Below are 13,034 nucleotides of genomic sequence, written 5' to 3' on the forward strand. Positions count from 1 at the left end.
TTTCAGCAATGAGCAGAGCGCGCCGCCTGCACTCACTTCAGCGTGCCGCATTCCGCCACGGCGAGATAATCGGTATACAGCTGCGGCGAACCGGAAAAGGACGCCAGCTGCTTCCACTCTTCATACATCTGTTTGGTATCCCGGTGCGCGCGCGCAAAGTCAGCCGCGCTGGCGGTGGCGATATCAGGCTGCGGATAAAACACATTCAGCGCCGCTTCACTCTCAATCTCCATCATCACCACATAGCCGTCCAGCCGGTTGCCGCTGTGGCCTTTCAGCAGATGAAACTTCCAGCCGGGATAATCAACGATACGCGCGGCATTCTGCGCGATGAATTGCTCAAATTCCTGCGGCTGCACGCCCGGCCGTAGCGCCAGATAGTGGGTACCGAGAATGCGCGCGGTGCCGCTGCGGGCATCAAAACGCGGGCCGCCCGGCAGCGTACTGTTAGGATTCTCTGCCAGCAGATCGAAATGGGTGAAAATCGTCGGGCGCCGCGCGAAGGTTGCCAGCTGGCGCCACTCGCTGAGCAGCGCGTCCGCGTCGGGATGCAGATGCCAGAAGTGCTCTGCCTCGGCGGTAAGTTCACCGTCATCCTGCATAAAGCGCGCGCGCTGTGCCGCATCTTTCATTTCAAACAGCATCAGGTATTGATCGACGCGCTCGCCGCGCAGACCGCGAAACAGCGTCCAGCGCCAGCCGGGATAGCAGGGCAGATGCACGCCTTTTTCGCGCACGAAGGTTTCAAACTGTTCAGCGGTGACGCCCGCTTCGGTGTCGATGGCGATATAAAAAAAGCTATAAACAGATTGGGACATAACAGGCTCCAGGCACGCCGTCGCGTGCCGTTGAGAGGTAAGGGCGGTTTAGTCGAACTGGGTGTTGATGATGGCTTCTACCAGCACGCGGCCGGCGGGGGTGAGCGTGACGTAGCGGCCATCGCTGTGCACTAACTCGCGCTGCTGCAACTCACGCAGCGCACGGGCGATGGTCGGCTGGGCAAACAGGCTGACGCCAAACTTCTGCTGAAACAGCACATCGTCGATCGGAATCAGCGTTGACAGCGCCATCTTGCAGCCGTTGATGGCCTGCTGATCCGGCGACATGCCGCGCACCGAAGCGATCGGCAGCTCACCGTTATCCAGTGCGCGCTGATAATCGGCGTAGTCGGTCAGGTTAATCAGCTCCGCGCCGGCACATTTGGAGCTGCCGCCAAGGCCAATCGCCACTTCCGGCGCCTGCTGGTCGAGATCGGTAATGATCGCTTTCCACTTCTCCGGCGGTGCGCTGCGATGGTGGAAATACATGGTGGGATGTTCAAGGTAATCGCCATCCAGCCACTGCTCGGCCAGCGCGCGCATCTGATATTGCTGACCCAGACTGGGCATCGCCGCATTCTTACGCTGCCAGGCATTTTCTCCCTCCGCCGACACGCCGGTGCGGCTTTCGGCGAACGGCTTCATGTGCAGCTTGGTGAACACCAGATGCGACAGGTCAAGCGCGCGCGCCTGCTGCAGATCGTCACGCACGTCATCCACCGTTTGTCCCAGCAGGCCATACATCAGGTCGACGCTGACCAGGGCGAAGCCCAGCTCGCGCGCATCACGAATCACCTTGTAGCAGGCATCCGCGCTGTGCAGGCGACCACAGCCTTTGATCAGGCGGTCAGAGAATGACTGCGCGCCAAACGACAGTTTGCTGAAGCCCAGTTCGCGCAGCTGCGCGAGGAATTCGCGCGTCAGCGTGCCGGGCTCGCCTTCGAAGCGCAGCGTGGCCTCGCGGAAGTTGAAATGGTTGCGGTAAAAATCCATTAAGCGCCGCAGCTCATCCGGTGGCAGCAGCGAGGGCGTGCCGCCGAACAGGTTGAACTCACCCACCGGCACTTCACCCAGTGCCGGCAGCTGCGCCAGCCACAGTTTCGCCTCCTGAATGTTGCGATCGACGATATCGCGGAACAGCTCAGGCGCGCGCGGCGACTGCGGATTTACAATCACCGTAGGAAACTGGCAAAAGTGGCACTTGTAGCGGCAGGTGGGGATATACGCCCACAGATGAATTTGCGGCGCATGGCTCAGGCTGTGCTGCATGGCGCGGAAAAAATTCGGCAGCGGAAAATCGTCGATATCACCGGGAAACACATGGCAGCCAAAAGGATCATGTACCACGTATTCCAGCAAATCGGCGTTTTCCGGCCGGCTAAGCACCTCGCATATGGCCGGGCGAGGATAGTGACGATCGATATCCTGCAGGGATTGCAGCCAGGCAGCACGCATCAGAACACCCCGCCGTTTGCAAAGTAGTTATGCGCCTCACCGGATTCGCGATCTTCGCAGTAATACCAGACAAAGCGGGCGAAATCATTTTCCGTCACCTGGGCGAAGCAGGCCGGCAGCGGCGGCGGCTCGCCAATCTCTGCGCCGACGGCACGACGCAGCGCGGCAAACAGCTCATGGCGGAATTCAAAATAGAGGCGAAACGCCGGGGTTTTGTAGCTGTGAATCGGCAGGAAATCGGTCACGCTCATCTCCAGCATTATGCTGTGAATGCGGTCGAACAGGCGTTCAGCCACCTCTGCCGTGAAGAAATCAATCACCGCGGCATCGTCGCGCAGCAGCGACGGATTCAGCAGCACCGGCAGCACCAGATTTTTTGGCACGTAATCTTTAATCGAGTAGTGCCACGCCTGCTGCGCCTGCTCTGCGCTGACATCGGTGAACGGCGTCAGTGCGGTGAGCGTGGGTCGCACATCTTTCATGATGATGATGCCGTTATGGCCGTAGGCCACGCCTTCAATTACTTCGTGCAGCAGATTATCCACCCGGCGGCTGTTGATCTGCACGCGGGAGTTGGGCGCATACACCGGTTTGCCGCCGGCGGCGATCACCTTGATGCCAAAATCCCAGTCGTCTGACAGATGCTCAACAAACTCACCGTTTTTCAGCTGGTAAAAAATCTCGATGCCGCCCACTTCGTCGTACAGCTGCTTTTCGACGCCAAAGCCTTTGCCGTCCGGAAAGCCGCCAAACAGGGAGAAGGAAGCGTGGCGGCAGCGCAGCGTTTTATCTATCTCCGCATACAGCCGCGGGCGCTCGTGAAAATCCGCGGTTTCGTAGTAGTAGTTACAGGTTCCCAGATCGCCGTTTTGCGCAATCATGGTGCCGACCAGTTCGTCGATCCACAGTGCATCAACGGTACAGTCCGCATCGGCCGAAAGAATGTAGTGCTTGCGCTGAAAGCCGCTGGCCTCGTCGCGCAGACCGGCGCGCTGTGAGGCGAAATCCATGCCTTTTTTCCGCGCCGAAGAGACGCCCTGCACCGTCTCCTGCAGCTGATGAATCGTCAGCTGCGGATGCTGCGCGGCAAAGGCTTCAATCAGCGCGACCGAATTATCGGTGGAATTATTATCCACCATGATCACTTCCAGATTATCAAAATTAAACAATCCGCCGGGTGAACGCTGCTGCAATATTGATTCCAGCACCGCGTTAATACGTGCTGCCTCGTTATAAACCGGCAGCACGACAGAAATAAAACAACGGTTATCCATAGTCACTCCTTAACTACACATTAAATATCTGCCGGAAGATGTGATCCGACAGCAGGGATTTTCCTTTCTGATAATTGCGCGTGGCGATGGCGTCGCGGCGTGCGTCATCCCGTAATAAGGCACTGACGCGCTGAATAAAATCGGCATCCGGCAGGCCATCATGGCTGGCGGAAATCGCCATCAGTTCGCCTTCAAAACCGTACTGGCCATATACTTCGTGATAATATTCATAGCGGGTGGCGATATAACAGCGCTGATGGCTGATCGCCTCGCCAATCGGATTACCGTAGCTGTCGTAATCCCATGCGGTTAAAAACGACACCACATCGCAGGCGTGATAAAGATCCTGAATGGTGGTGGCCTGTGGATTGCGCTCCATAAAGTCGTGATTTAACGCGCCAAAAAAGATGACGTAGCGTTCCAGCTGGAACTGGCTAATTAACTGTTTTAACGCGTGGTAATGTACGCTGTCTTCCAAAGGATCGCCGGCCACCATTAAATAGACGCGCTGCGGCTGATGCTGCGCAATAAGTTCACTGTTCAGCGCATGCAACAGGTGAATATCGCGATCGAGCCGCTTAGCCGGAATAATCCGCGTGGTGCGGGCAATCACCTTATCCTGTGGCAGCAACCCAAACTGGCGGCGTAAATCTTTGCGCGGATGGCTCGGGTCAAAAGGATAGGTATTACGCATCACCTCGATTTCGACCTGATGTTCGCACCAGGCCGCCAGCTGTGAGGCCAGTGCCTGGTTCAGCGTGACGTAGGTAATATGCGGCGAGGGCTGCGGCCTGACGGCATGTGGCCAGGGCGCGCTGCCGTAACGCGATGAAGTGGATTCGCTGTTCCACATCAGGTCATGGTCGCGCCACAACACAAACCGGCCGAGCTGTTTAGCGGCGCCGTATTGCGCAATCGCCAGATAGAGCGCGCGGGTAAAAATAATATTATCCGGCAGCGTCCCGTTCTCAATGATTAAATAATTGATATCCAGCGCCTGCCATTTTGCGCACAGCGCGTTTGCCACCGCCTGTGCCATCTTTTCCGTCTGCTGCACCAGGATTTTTTCTGCGGCGGCATCCAGCGTCTGGCTATGATTAATCAGTACGTCATGAATATATTGCAGGAAGGCCGGGTTATAACCTTCCACCTGACGGATTTCATCATGCCGGACTAATGTAAAATGATGCTTTAGCGAATTGATTTCATTTTCGGAATAGGGGCGTCCGAAGTTTCCCTTATCAATTTTTATGTCGTAGCCGATATCAAGAAAGGAGGTGATTCCCTGCTCGCGTAAACGAACGGCAATTTTAGTGGCTTCTACCGTAATACCCGATAATGCCACGGCATCAAAAGAGATAAAAAGGGCCTTGCGTTGTAAATCCATTTGGTCACCACGCTCATACCTGAACATTAATAGTGACTGAACGGTAAGTTAAATTATCCGGTCAAACTTTGATCTAATCCACAAAAGTTTACTGTGGCTAATTAATTCACCTTCGTTAATGCATTAATGGATAATAATGCACTGAGGGTGGTAATTTATAATATTCGTCTTTGAGTTTTGTCTTAAAATAATAACTATTACCGACGTGTTTAGCGGTATATTTTCCTTATTTCGGGCTTAATAGTGCTGGATAGTAATTGCCATCATGCAGTTTAATTTATCTGATCAGACCCGGACTCAGGCGATAACGCGGCGGCTGGAATAGGTGTGGCGGGCGGATGAAGCAAGGGTGCGCATAACCTGCGCACCTGGAGAAGAGCATTAAGCAGAAACCCTGGTGTTACACCCCATCGGTGATCGGTTTTCTGACCAGCAGCAGGTAAGCCAGCGCGCCGACCACCGTGACGCCCGCACATATCATCAGCGCGAGGCTGAACGATTTGGTGGTATCCAGCACCCAGCCGGTAATTACTGGCGCAAAAGAGGCGAAAACGAAGCTGGCAAAGTTCTGGATACTGCCCACTGACGCCGTCATACGCGCCGTGACGTTAGCGTGGATCAGGCCCCAGCATGAGGTACCGGCAAAGTGAATGCAGAACAGCGCCATACCAATCAGCGTCACCGCGCTGGTGGTGTCGGTGGCGCGCGTCACGAAGGTGGTAAAGGCCGCGGAGAGCAGCATGCCGCTGACAATCGACACCTTGCGCACTTTCACCGCGTCAAAACCGCGACGCACCAGTGCATCCACCACGTAACCGTTGAGCAGCATGCCCGCCGCGCCGAACAGGAAAGGAATGGCGGCCAGCAGGCCGGTGCTTTTCAGATCCAGATGATAGGTCGACTGCAGATAGCCCGGCAGCCAGGCGATGTACAGCCACGCGGTATAGTTGATGCCGCTGAAGCCAATCATCATGCCCCACATGGTGCGCTGCTTAAACAGCCCCCGCCATTCGGCAAAACTCAGCGGCTCTTTGCGTGATGCCACGCTGCCCGCCTGCAGATAGTGGATCTCTTCACCGCTCAGCTTGTTGTTATCCCGGTCGCGATAGGTGAGATACCAGCCAATGGCGAGAAACATGCCCAGCACGCCGATGGTGACAAACATGCCGCGCCAGCCCATCACCAGCATCATCGCCGCCAGAATCGGCGGTGCCACCGACAGACCAATCATCGACGCCGCGTTAAACATCCCCATCGGCATACCGCGATCTTTGATGTTGAACCAGTCGTTGATCACCTTCACGCCGCACGGGTTCATCGGCGCTTCGCCAATGCCCAGCCCGATGCGCACCAGCACAAATTGCGTGAAGTTATGCACCAGCCCGGCCGCCGCCTGGAACAGTGACCAGAAGAACATGCCGATGGCCAGCATAATGCGCGGGCCTTTGCGATCGAGCAGCGCGCCGCACGGCAGCTGGGCTAAACCGTAGGCCAGCGAAAACGCCGACAGCAGCACGCCAATCTCGGTGGCCGATAAGCCCAGCTCCTCGCGGATGGTCATGTTGGCCACCGACAGCGAGCTGCGGTCAAGGTAGTTGATGATGGCGGCGAACAGCAGCAACAGCATGGCGGTGATTTGAATCTTACGGATGCGCGGAGAGCGCACCACATCGGCGCGCGCCGGCACATAATCCTGCCCGGCGTGCTCGGGTGCTGGCGCGGTGGTGCCGCCGCGCGTTGATGTATTTTCCATTGCAACCTCCCAGGTTCGGGTACTTATCGTTATCAGTCTTGGGGTTCCTGCGGCAGCGAAACGGGCTGCCCTAAGGGGCTGCCTTCGAGACTAGAAGTAAACCGCGGGAGATGTTGCAAACATGTTTCTGATTCGTGCGGGCGCTTATGCTTTGTGGTTTTTAATCGGTTTTTAATTGTACTGCCGGATAGAGCGGATCATCGAGTGTTTGGCGGTTCTGAGATGCGCATGCAGCGCGCACAGCGCGTCCACATCCTGGCGGCTGATGAGCGCGGTAAGAATCGCCATATGCTCCTCCAGCGCGACGATGTTGCGCTGCTTAAGATCGCTTTCATCCCACTGATAATGCGAGTGAAAAATCACAGAGATAATTTCCAGTGACTGGTTGAAAAACGGGTTGTTGGCGGCGGAGAGAATCAGCGTATGCATCTCTTTATCCAGCGCGGCAAACTGGCGGTAGTTGCTGGCGATGGTGTCGCGCAGCGCGCGATGACGATCCAGCAGATCGCGCGCCTGCACCCAGCGTTCATCACCGGCGGCGAGGTTAAGAAAGCGGGTCAGCGCGTGCGTTTCCAGCATCTCGCGCAGTTCAAACAGCTTTTCGGCGTACTCCTGATCGAATTTCTTCATCCGCCAGTGGCCGCGCTTAACCGGTTCCAGCAGGTTATAACGCATAAAACGCAGCAGGAACTCGCGCACCACCACCGGGCTGACCCGCACCTGCTGCGCCAGCTGCAGTTCGGTGAAACTGTCGCCTGGCATCAGCAAACGCTGGTTAATCAGGTTAAAAAACGCCTGCTCAAACTGCACCGCCTGTTGGTCGATCGGTGGGCTGAGTACGCTAAACCCATCCTCCTCGCAGGGATCGCGCACAATCACGTAGGTCTCAGCCACTTTTTCCAGCACGCCGCGCTGATGCAGATGCTGCAGCGTGTGTCGCACCGTGGTGCGGCTGATGTTAAACATCTCGGCCAGCGCCGCCTGCGGAGGCAACGGCGAGCGCACATGGCGGCGGGCAATGGCTTCCAGCATTTGATTGATGACGTTCTGGCGCAGATTCTGGCTTCGGCTCATACGGCCCTCCGGTTTTTTATGCATTAAAAACCACACAAAGCCCAAAAAAATCGCGCTGACTCACACTTCGCACAGCGCAACCTCCCGCCGCGGTCGATTTTCGCCATAACTGCGTGAACAGCCCAGGAGGAAACGATGACGAACATGAAAACGCTGGTGGTCGCCGAACCGCGCAGCATGGTGTGGCAGCAGCGCAGCGTACCGACGCCAGCGGCACACGAAGTCCTGATCAAACCGATTGCCGCCGGCATTTGCGGCACCGATATTCACGCCTGGGCCGGCAATCAGCCGTTTTTCTCCTATCCGCGCGTGCTCGGTCATGAGCTGTGCGGTGAAGTGGTGGCGCTGGGCGCGACGGCGCAGGGATTTCAGCCAGGGCAGCGCGTGGCGCTGATTCCTTACGTGGCCTGCCAGCGTTGCGACGCCTGCTTAAGCGGCAAAACCAACTGCTGTGAACAGATTTCAGTGATTGGCGTGCATCAGGACGGGGGTTTTTGCGAGTTTCTCAGCGTGCCGGACACTAATTTGCTGGCGGTTGACGATGTGGCGCCCGAAGCAGCGGCGCTGATTGAGCCCTTTGCCATCAGCGCCCATGCGGTGCGACGCGCGGCGCTGGTCGCCGATGAGCAGGTGCTGGTGGTCGGGGCCGGACCGATTGGCCTGGGCGTCGCGGCGATTGCCGCCGCAGTCGGTGCACAGGTGGTGGTGGCCGATACCAGCGCTCAGCGGCGCGCGCACGTTGCGCAGCAGTTGCAGCTGGTGACGATCGATCCGCTGGCGGCGGATTTTACGGCCGCGCTGCGCGCAGAGTTTGGCGGGCGGCTGGCCGCTAAAGTGATTGACGCCACCGGCAGTCCGGCGGCGATGAACAGCGTCGTGCAGCTGATTCGTCACGGCGGCACCATCGTGTTTGTTGGCCTGCACAAAGGCGATCTGGTGATCCCCGACACCGAGTTTCACAAAAAGGAGACCACGCTGCTGGGCAGCCGCAACGCCACGCGGGAAGACTTCGACAAGGTGCGCGCCCTGATGGCCAGCGGTCAGCTGCGGGCCGATATGATGCTCAACCGCCATTACGACTTCTCGACGCTGGCCGAGACTTTTGAGCCCGGGGTGATCAACAACCCTGAGCTGATCAAAGGCGTCATCCATTTCGCCCGCTAAAGAGAGTGTCAGACGCGCAGCGCGGCAAAAAAATGTTGCCGTACCGCCTCGGCATCGACGCCCAGACACAACCGCTGGGCGCGCAGGCCGGCGAACGGATCGTCGCGCGAGGCGAGGGTGCTCACGCGCTGCAGCGTCTGGCCGCGGCTGATGCCTTCGGTCACCACGCGCACCGGCGCTGTCGTCACGTTGAACGCCTGCGGCAGCGCCAGCCACGACAGCGTCAGGGTATCGTGCAGCGCCATGCCATCAAATCCTTCTTTTTGCAGGCTGTAAGCCAGATAAGGCCGGCAGATAGCACTTAACACCGGCTGATTCAGCTGGCGCACTTCCTCTCCGCTGATCAGTACCTTGTGCGTCACATCCAGCGGCAGCATCACCACCGGCAGCGCCGAGGCCAGCACCTGATCGGCGGCATGCGGATCTTTCCAGATATTGAACTCGGCGAACGGCGTCACGTTACCGGCGTGGCCGTCGGTGCCAAACGCGCCGCCCATGATCACCAGCTCTTTCACCAGCGGAATGATGTCTGGCGCCTGGTTGATGGCGCAGGCGATATTGGTCAGCGGCCCGATTGCCACCAGGGTAATCGCGTGCGGCTGCGCGCGTACGCTATCAATGATGAACTGCACCGCGCTGTCGGCGGCATCGCTATACGGGTTATCGAAGGCATCGCCGAGACCGTCTGCGCCGTGCAGGGTAGCCGGTGCGGAAGGGGCCAGCGCCAGCGGACGCGCACAGCCACGATACACCGGCGCGCTGATGTTCATCTTTGCACAGAACAGCCGGGCATTTTTTACCGCCTGGCCAACCGCGACATTGCCAAACACCGTGGTGATGCCCAGCAGCTGCTGCGTGCGCGCCGCATACGCCAGCGCAAAGGCGTCATCCACGCCGATATCAGTATCAAAAATCAGGGTACGCATCGGAATCTCCTCGCTGATGATGTCTGCCACGGTAAAACATAATTGTTCCCGACGATACGCTGACGGCAGGTGAATATTGTCACCTCCGCCGCGCCAGCGTATTATCGTGCCTCTGAGGTGATGGCGTGCCACCTTACCCAACCGCCCTCTGGTTACAGACGGCTGATGACGCCTGACAACTTGCTTATCCCTGCGCGGGAGACGGCGGTGTGTCAGGTGTAGTTTCTGTCCTGCCGCGGCCCTGCGCGTATCTCAATTCAGGAGCTCCAGACTATGCTGAAGTCGCTGTTCACGGTCATGATCGGTGGTGCCATCGGTTGCACGCTGCGCTGGCTTATCTCTCTACGTTTCAATACGTTATTCCCAAACCTGCCGCCAGGGACGCTGATCGTTAATCTGGTCGGTGGCTTTATTATTGGCGCGGCGATGGCGTGGTTTGTGCGCAATCCGCACATCGATCCCGTATGGAAACTGCTGATCGTCACCGGCCTGTGCGGCGGGCTGACCACGTTTTCGACCTTCTCGGCCGAGATCGTGGTGTTGCTACAATCAGGAAAATACCTGTGGGCAATGTCGAGCGTGATGGTGCATGTCATCGGTTCATTGCTGATGACCTTTGCCGGTTTCGCCGTGGTGAACCTGCTGGGCTAAACGACACGCTTGAAATCACCCTTGAGAGGGGGATACTGATCAGGATGCTGTGCGGGTGGCGCACAGCCTCTGTCACCGCTTTATCCGGACGATTAAGGAGCTGTTGATGTCTGCAAACCCGAAATTCCTTAACCTGGTGCTGTTAAACGGTGAATCGGCGCATAAGCTGCAGGCGGCGCGTGCCGCCGGGTTCGATCAGGTTGAAATGTGGCGGGAAGAGGTTACTGAGCACACGGCGGCGCTGGCCGCGCAGCTAAACCTGGGCTTTACCAATCTGCAGGTGCTGCGTGACTTTACCGGCGCGCCGGACAGCGAACGGCTGCAAAAGCGCGCCGAACTGCGTGATTTCATTCGCGTCGCGCAATCGCTGGGCTGCGATACCATTCAGGCGCCGGCGACCACGCGCGAAGACTGCGTTGCGGAGCGCATTGATGAAGATCTGCGCTGGCTGGCCTCGGAAGCCGCGCGCTATAACATGCGCATCATGTATGAACCGATGGCGTGGTGCAGCGTCGACAATACGCTGCCGCTGGCGTGGCAGCGTTTGCAGCGGCTGGATCAGCCCAATATCGGGCTGGTGGTCGATCTGTTCCACATCTGCGCACGCGGTGGCGATGCCTCTCAGCTCGACGGCATTCCGGCCGACCGCATTTATGAAGTGCAGCTGTGCGATATGGCGCAGATGCCACCGCAGGAGAAGCAGGCGCTGAGCGACTATGCGCGCCATCAGCGCTTGCTGCCCGGCGACGGCATCATTGAAGTGGAACGCTTTGTCGATAAGCTGAAAAGTGCAGGCTATCGCGGTCCGGTGGGCATCGAAGTGTTTAACGATCGCCTCAAAGCACAGCCGCCGGAAGCGGCCGCGCGTCAGGCGTGGCAGGCGCTGCAGCGCTACTGGCCTTAATCCTGCAGACACTGGGCGATGTAGGCCGCTGCCTGCATTGCGCCGTGGCTGGAAATGGTGTGACCGGTGGCGGGTTCATACTGTGCGGTGACCGCGACGCCCGCGCTCTGCAGGCGCTGCGCGGCGGAGACGGTTTCGCTGAACGGGATGACCTCATCGGCTTTGCCGTGAATCAGCAGCGCGGAGGCATGCGGCGGCGGCGTGAGCGCCTCGTCAAAGGCCAGGCGACCGGAGAAGGCCACCACACCAGCCAGCGGATAGCGTCCGGAGGCCAGCGCATCCAGCGCCATGATCGAGCCCTGCGAGAATCCCACCAGAATCACCTTTTGCCACGCGCCGGCCATCGCGTGCTGCGCCATCAGCTGCTGCAGCGTGGCGTCAAAGGCGTCGCGCGCAGCCCGTACGCGTGCCGGACGGTTTTCCGGCGTGATGCCGGTCAGGCTGAACCACTGATAGCCCATGGCGTGCTCAAAGGGAAAGGGCGCATCGGGCGCGGCAAATGCCACGTCGGGCAGCAGCGCTGACCAGTGTTGCCCCAGCACCGCCAAATCCGCGCCATTACTGCCGACGCCATGTAAAAACACCACTAACGCTTTTGCCATTGCCCTGCTCCTTAAAAACCGTAGTCCGCCATATCCGGTCCCGCTGGCACGATGCCGTTGGGATTCAGCGCTTTAATCGAATAATAGCCCTGTTTGATGTGGTCGATGTTCACCGTTTGCCGCACGCCGGAGACCGCCAGCACACTCTTCAGATAACGATCGAGCAGCGGGTAATCGCGCAGGCGGCGCAGGTTGCATTTGAACAGGCCGTGATAGGCGACGTCAAAGCGTATCAGGGTCACAAACAGGCGGATATCGGCTTCGGTCAGTCGTTCACCCAGCAGAAAAGTGCGGCCATCTTTCAGCCGTTGCTCCAGCTCATCCAGCTGCTCAAATACCTCATTAAACGCCTGCTGATAGCTCACCTGGGTGGTGGCGAAACCGGTGCGATAAACGCCGTTATTAAGTCGCGGATAGATCGTTGCGTTCAGCGCGTCGATCTCCGGCCGCAGATCCTCAGGGTAGAGATCGAGCCGGTTGTCAGCCAGCTCGCCAAAGCCGCTGTTGAACATGCGCAGAATATCCGCCGACTCATTGTTAACGATGGTCTGTGTTTTTTTATCCCACAGCACCGGCACGGTCGCGCGCCCGGTAAAGTCGGCGTCGGCGCGGGTATACAGCTGGTGGAGATACTCAGCGTTGTTCAGCGGGTCGCGATCGGTACCGGGATAATCGCCGAAGCGCCAGCCCTGCGCGCCAAGCTGCGGCTCAACCACCGACACGCTGACAATCTGCTCCAGCCCTTTCAGGCTGCGTGCAATGAGCGTGCGCGAGGCCCACGGGCAGATCAGCGCGACGTACAGATGATAGCGATCCGGCTCGGCGGCAAATTCGCTGCTGCCATCGGCGCTAATCCAGTGACGAAAGCTGGAAGTCTGGCGTACAAAGCCACCCTGTTTATCGGTGGCCTGAACCGGATGCCACTCTGCGCTCCACTTACCGTTTACCAACATCGCTCTGCTCCTCTGAAGTGATGTCAGCAGCTTACCGTGCTGCCGTTATGCTGATAATCCGGGCAAAACGGCT

General features: G+C 58.3%; 12 protein-coding genes and 1 riboswitch. Of the genes, 3 read left to right on the plus strand and 9 right to left on the minus strand.

The window, feature by feature from the left end; all coding sequences use genetic code 11:
• Nucleotides 1-32: 32 nt before the first annotated feature.
• The 6 genes from C1Y43_RS22415 to C1Y43_RS22440 form a co-directional block, all read right to left on the minus strand.
• A complete protein-coding gene (locus tag C1Y43_RS22415; protein WP_088516512.1) occupies nucleotides 33-818 on the minus strand; it encodes a hypothetical protein in 786 nt (261 codons plus the stop codon).
• A gap of 48 nt (nucleotides 819-866) precedes the next feature.
• Nucleotides 867-2,273: a radical SAM protein gene (locus C1Y43_RS22420; RefSeq protein WP_059011354.1), complete on the minus strand. Its 1,407-nt coding sequence runs from the start codon at nucleotides 2,271-2,273 to the stop codon at nucleotides 867-869.
• Nucleotides 2,273-3,547: a glycosyltransferase gene (locus tag C1Y43_RS22425; RefSeq protein WP_058770912.1), complete on the minus strand. Its 1,275-nt coding sequence runs from the start codon at nucleotides 3,545-3,547 to the stop codon at nucleotides 2,273-2,275. Before C1Y43_RS22425 ends, C1Y43_RS22420 begins: the two co-directional genes overlap by 1 nt.
• A gap of 13 nt (nucleotides 3,548-3,560) precedes the next feature.
• Nucleotides 3,561-4,934: a glycosyl transferase family 2 gene (locus tag C1Y43_RS22430; protein WP_104189752.1), complete on the minus strand. Its 1,374-nt coding sequence runs from the start codon at nucleotides 4,932-4,934 to the stop codon at nucleotides 3,561-3,563.
• A gap of 400 nt (nucleotides 4,935-5,334) precedes the next feature.
• Complete coding sequence (locus C1Y43_RS22435; RefSeq protein ID WP_021507894.1) at nucleotides 5,335-6,687, minus strand: MFS transporter; 1,353 nt, start codon at nucleotides 6,685-6,687, stop codon at nucleotides 5,335-5,337.
• Between the two features lie 171 nt (nucleotides 6,688-6,858).
• Nucleotides 6,859-7,761, minus strand: coding sequence for a GntR family transcriptional regulator (locus tag C1Y43_RS22440; protein WP_021507893.1), 903 nt, complete (start codon nucleotides 7,759-7,761; stop codon nucleotides 6,859-6,861).
• Between the two features lie 135 nt (nucleotides 7,762-7,896).
• Between C1Y43_RS22440 and C1Y43_RS22445 the strand changes: the two genes are divergently transcribed.
• On the plus strand, nucleotides 7,897-8,925 hold the full coding sequence (locus tag C1Y43_RS22445; protein WP_104189754.1) for a zinc-binding alcohol dehydrogenase family protein: 1,029 nt from the start codon (nucleotides 7,897-7,899) through the stop codon (nucleotides 8,923-8,925).
• An 8-nt stretch (nucleotides 8,926-8,933) separates the two neighbouring features.
• Here C1Y43_RS22445 and C1Y43_RS22450 read toward each other — a convergent pair whose 3' ends face one another.
• Nucleotides 8,934-9,851: a nucleoside hydrolase gene (locus C1Y43_RS22450; protein ID WP_104189756.1), complete on the minus strand. Its 918-nt coding sequence runs from the start codon at nucleotides 9,849-9,851 to the stop codon at nucleotides 8,934-8,936.
• 107 nt (nucleotides 9,852-9,958) lie between these two features.
• A riboswitch (Fluoride riboswitch) is annotated at nucleotides 9,959-10,033 on the plus strand.
• 91 nt (nucleotides 10,034-10,124) lie between these two features.
• Here C1Y43_RS22450 and crcB point away from each other — a divergent pair.
• Together crcB and C1Y43_RS22460 are read left to right on the plus strand one after the other, a co-directional pair.
• Nucleotides 10,125-10,502, plus strand: a complete 378-nt coding sequence (crcB, locus tag C1Y43_RS22455; RefSeq protein ID WP_104189758.1) for a fluoride efflux transporter CrcB — start codon at nucleotides 10,125-10,127, stop codon at nucleotides 10,500-10,502.
• 106 nt (nucleotides 10,503-10,608) lie between these two features.
• Nucleotides 10,609-11,406 carry a sugar phosphate isomerase/epimerase gene (locus tag C1Y43_RS22460; RefSeq protein WP_058775150.1) on the plus strand — a complete coding sequence of 266 codons (798 nt, stop codon included), beginning with the start codon at nucleotides 10,609-10,611 and terminating at the stop codon, nucleotides 11,404-11,406.
• On the opposite strand, the gene C1Y43_RS22465 is transcribed toward C1Y43_RS22460, so the two are convergent.
• The gene (locus C1Y43_RS22465; RefSeq protein ID WP_058770918.1) at nucleotides 11,403-12,008 is read right to left on the minus strand and encodes an alpha/beta hydrolase; all 606 of its coding nucleotides are present in this window, start codon (nucleotides 12,006-12,008) and stop codon (nucleotides 11,403-11,405) included. The two genes, C1Y43_RS22460 and C1Y43_RS22465, sit on opposite strands and share 4 nt — an antisense overlap.
• Nucleotides 12,009-12,019: 11 nt before the next feature.
• Nucleotides 12,020-12,961 carry a glutathione S-transferase family protein gene (locus tag C1Y43_RS22470; RefSeq protein ID WP_104189760.1) on the minus strand — a complete coding sequence of 314 codons (942 nt, stop codon included), beginning with the start codon at nucleotides 12,959-12,961 and terminating at the stop codon, nucleotides 12,020-12,022.
• Nucleotides 12,962-13,034: the final 73 nt, after the last annotated feature.

Source organism: Pantoea sp. ICBG 828 (assembly GCF_002928355.1).
GTDB classification, from domain to species: Bacteria; Pseudomonadota; Gammaproteobacteria; order Enterobacterales; family Enterobacteriaceae; genus Pantoea; species Pantoea dispersa.

What these genes read in the sequence shown, in the direction of transcription:
- C1Y43_RS22470 (WP_104189760.1), bottom strand. Translation starts at nt 12,961, where the DNA reads ATGTTGGTAAACGGTAAGTGGAGCGCAGAGTGGCATCCGGTTCAGGCC.
- C1Y43_RS22435 (WP_021507894.1), bottom strand. Translation starts at nt 6,687, where the DNA reads ATGGAAAATACATCAACGCGCGGCGGCACCACCGCGCCAGCACCCGAG.
- C1Y43_RS22460 (WP_058775150.1), top strand. Translation starts at nt 10,609, where the DNA reads ATGTCTGCAAACCCGAAATTCCTTAACCTGGTGCTGTTAAACGGTGAA.
- C1Y43_RS22440 (WP_021507893.1), bottom strand. Translation starts at nt 7,761, where the DNA reads ATGAGCCGAAGCCAGAATCTGCGCCAGAACGTCATCAATCAAATGCTG.
- C1Y43_RS22450 (WP_104189756.1), bottom strand. Translation starts at nt 9,851, where the DNA reads ATGCGTACCCTGATTTTTGATACTGATATCGGCGTGGATGACGCCTTT.
- C1Y43_RS22415 (WP_088516512.1), bottom strand. Translation starts at nt 818, where the DNA reads ATGTCCCAATCTGTTTATAGCTTTTTTTATATCGCCATCGACACCGAA.
- C1Y43_RS22420 (WP_059011354.1), bottom strand. Translation starts at nt 2,273, where the DNA reads ATGCGTGCTGCCTGGCTGCAATCCCTGCAGGATATCGATCGTCACTAT.
- C1Y43_RS22465 (WP_058770918.1), bottom strand. Translation starts at nt 12,008, where the DNA reads ATGGCAAAAGCGTTAGTGGTGTTTTTACATGGCGTCGGCAGTAATGGC.
- C1Y43_RS22430 (WP_104189752.1), bottom strand. Translation starts at nt 4,934, where the DNA reads ATGGATTTACAACGCAAGGCCCTTTTTATCTCTTTTGATGCCGTGGCA.
- crcB (WP_104189758.1), top strand. Translation starts at nt 10,125, where the DNA reads ATGCTGAAGTCGCTGTTCACGGTCATGATCGGTGGTGCCATCGGTTGC.
- C1Y43_RS22425 (WP_058770912.1), bottom strand. Translation starts at nt 3,547, where the DNA reads ATGGATAACCGTTGTTTTATTTCTGTCGTGCTGCCGGTTTATAACGAG.
- C1Y43_RS22445 (WP_104189754.1), top strand. Translation starts at nt 7,897, where the DNA reads ATGACGAACATGAAAACGCTGGTGGTCGCCGAACCGCGCAGCATGGTG.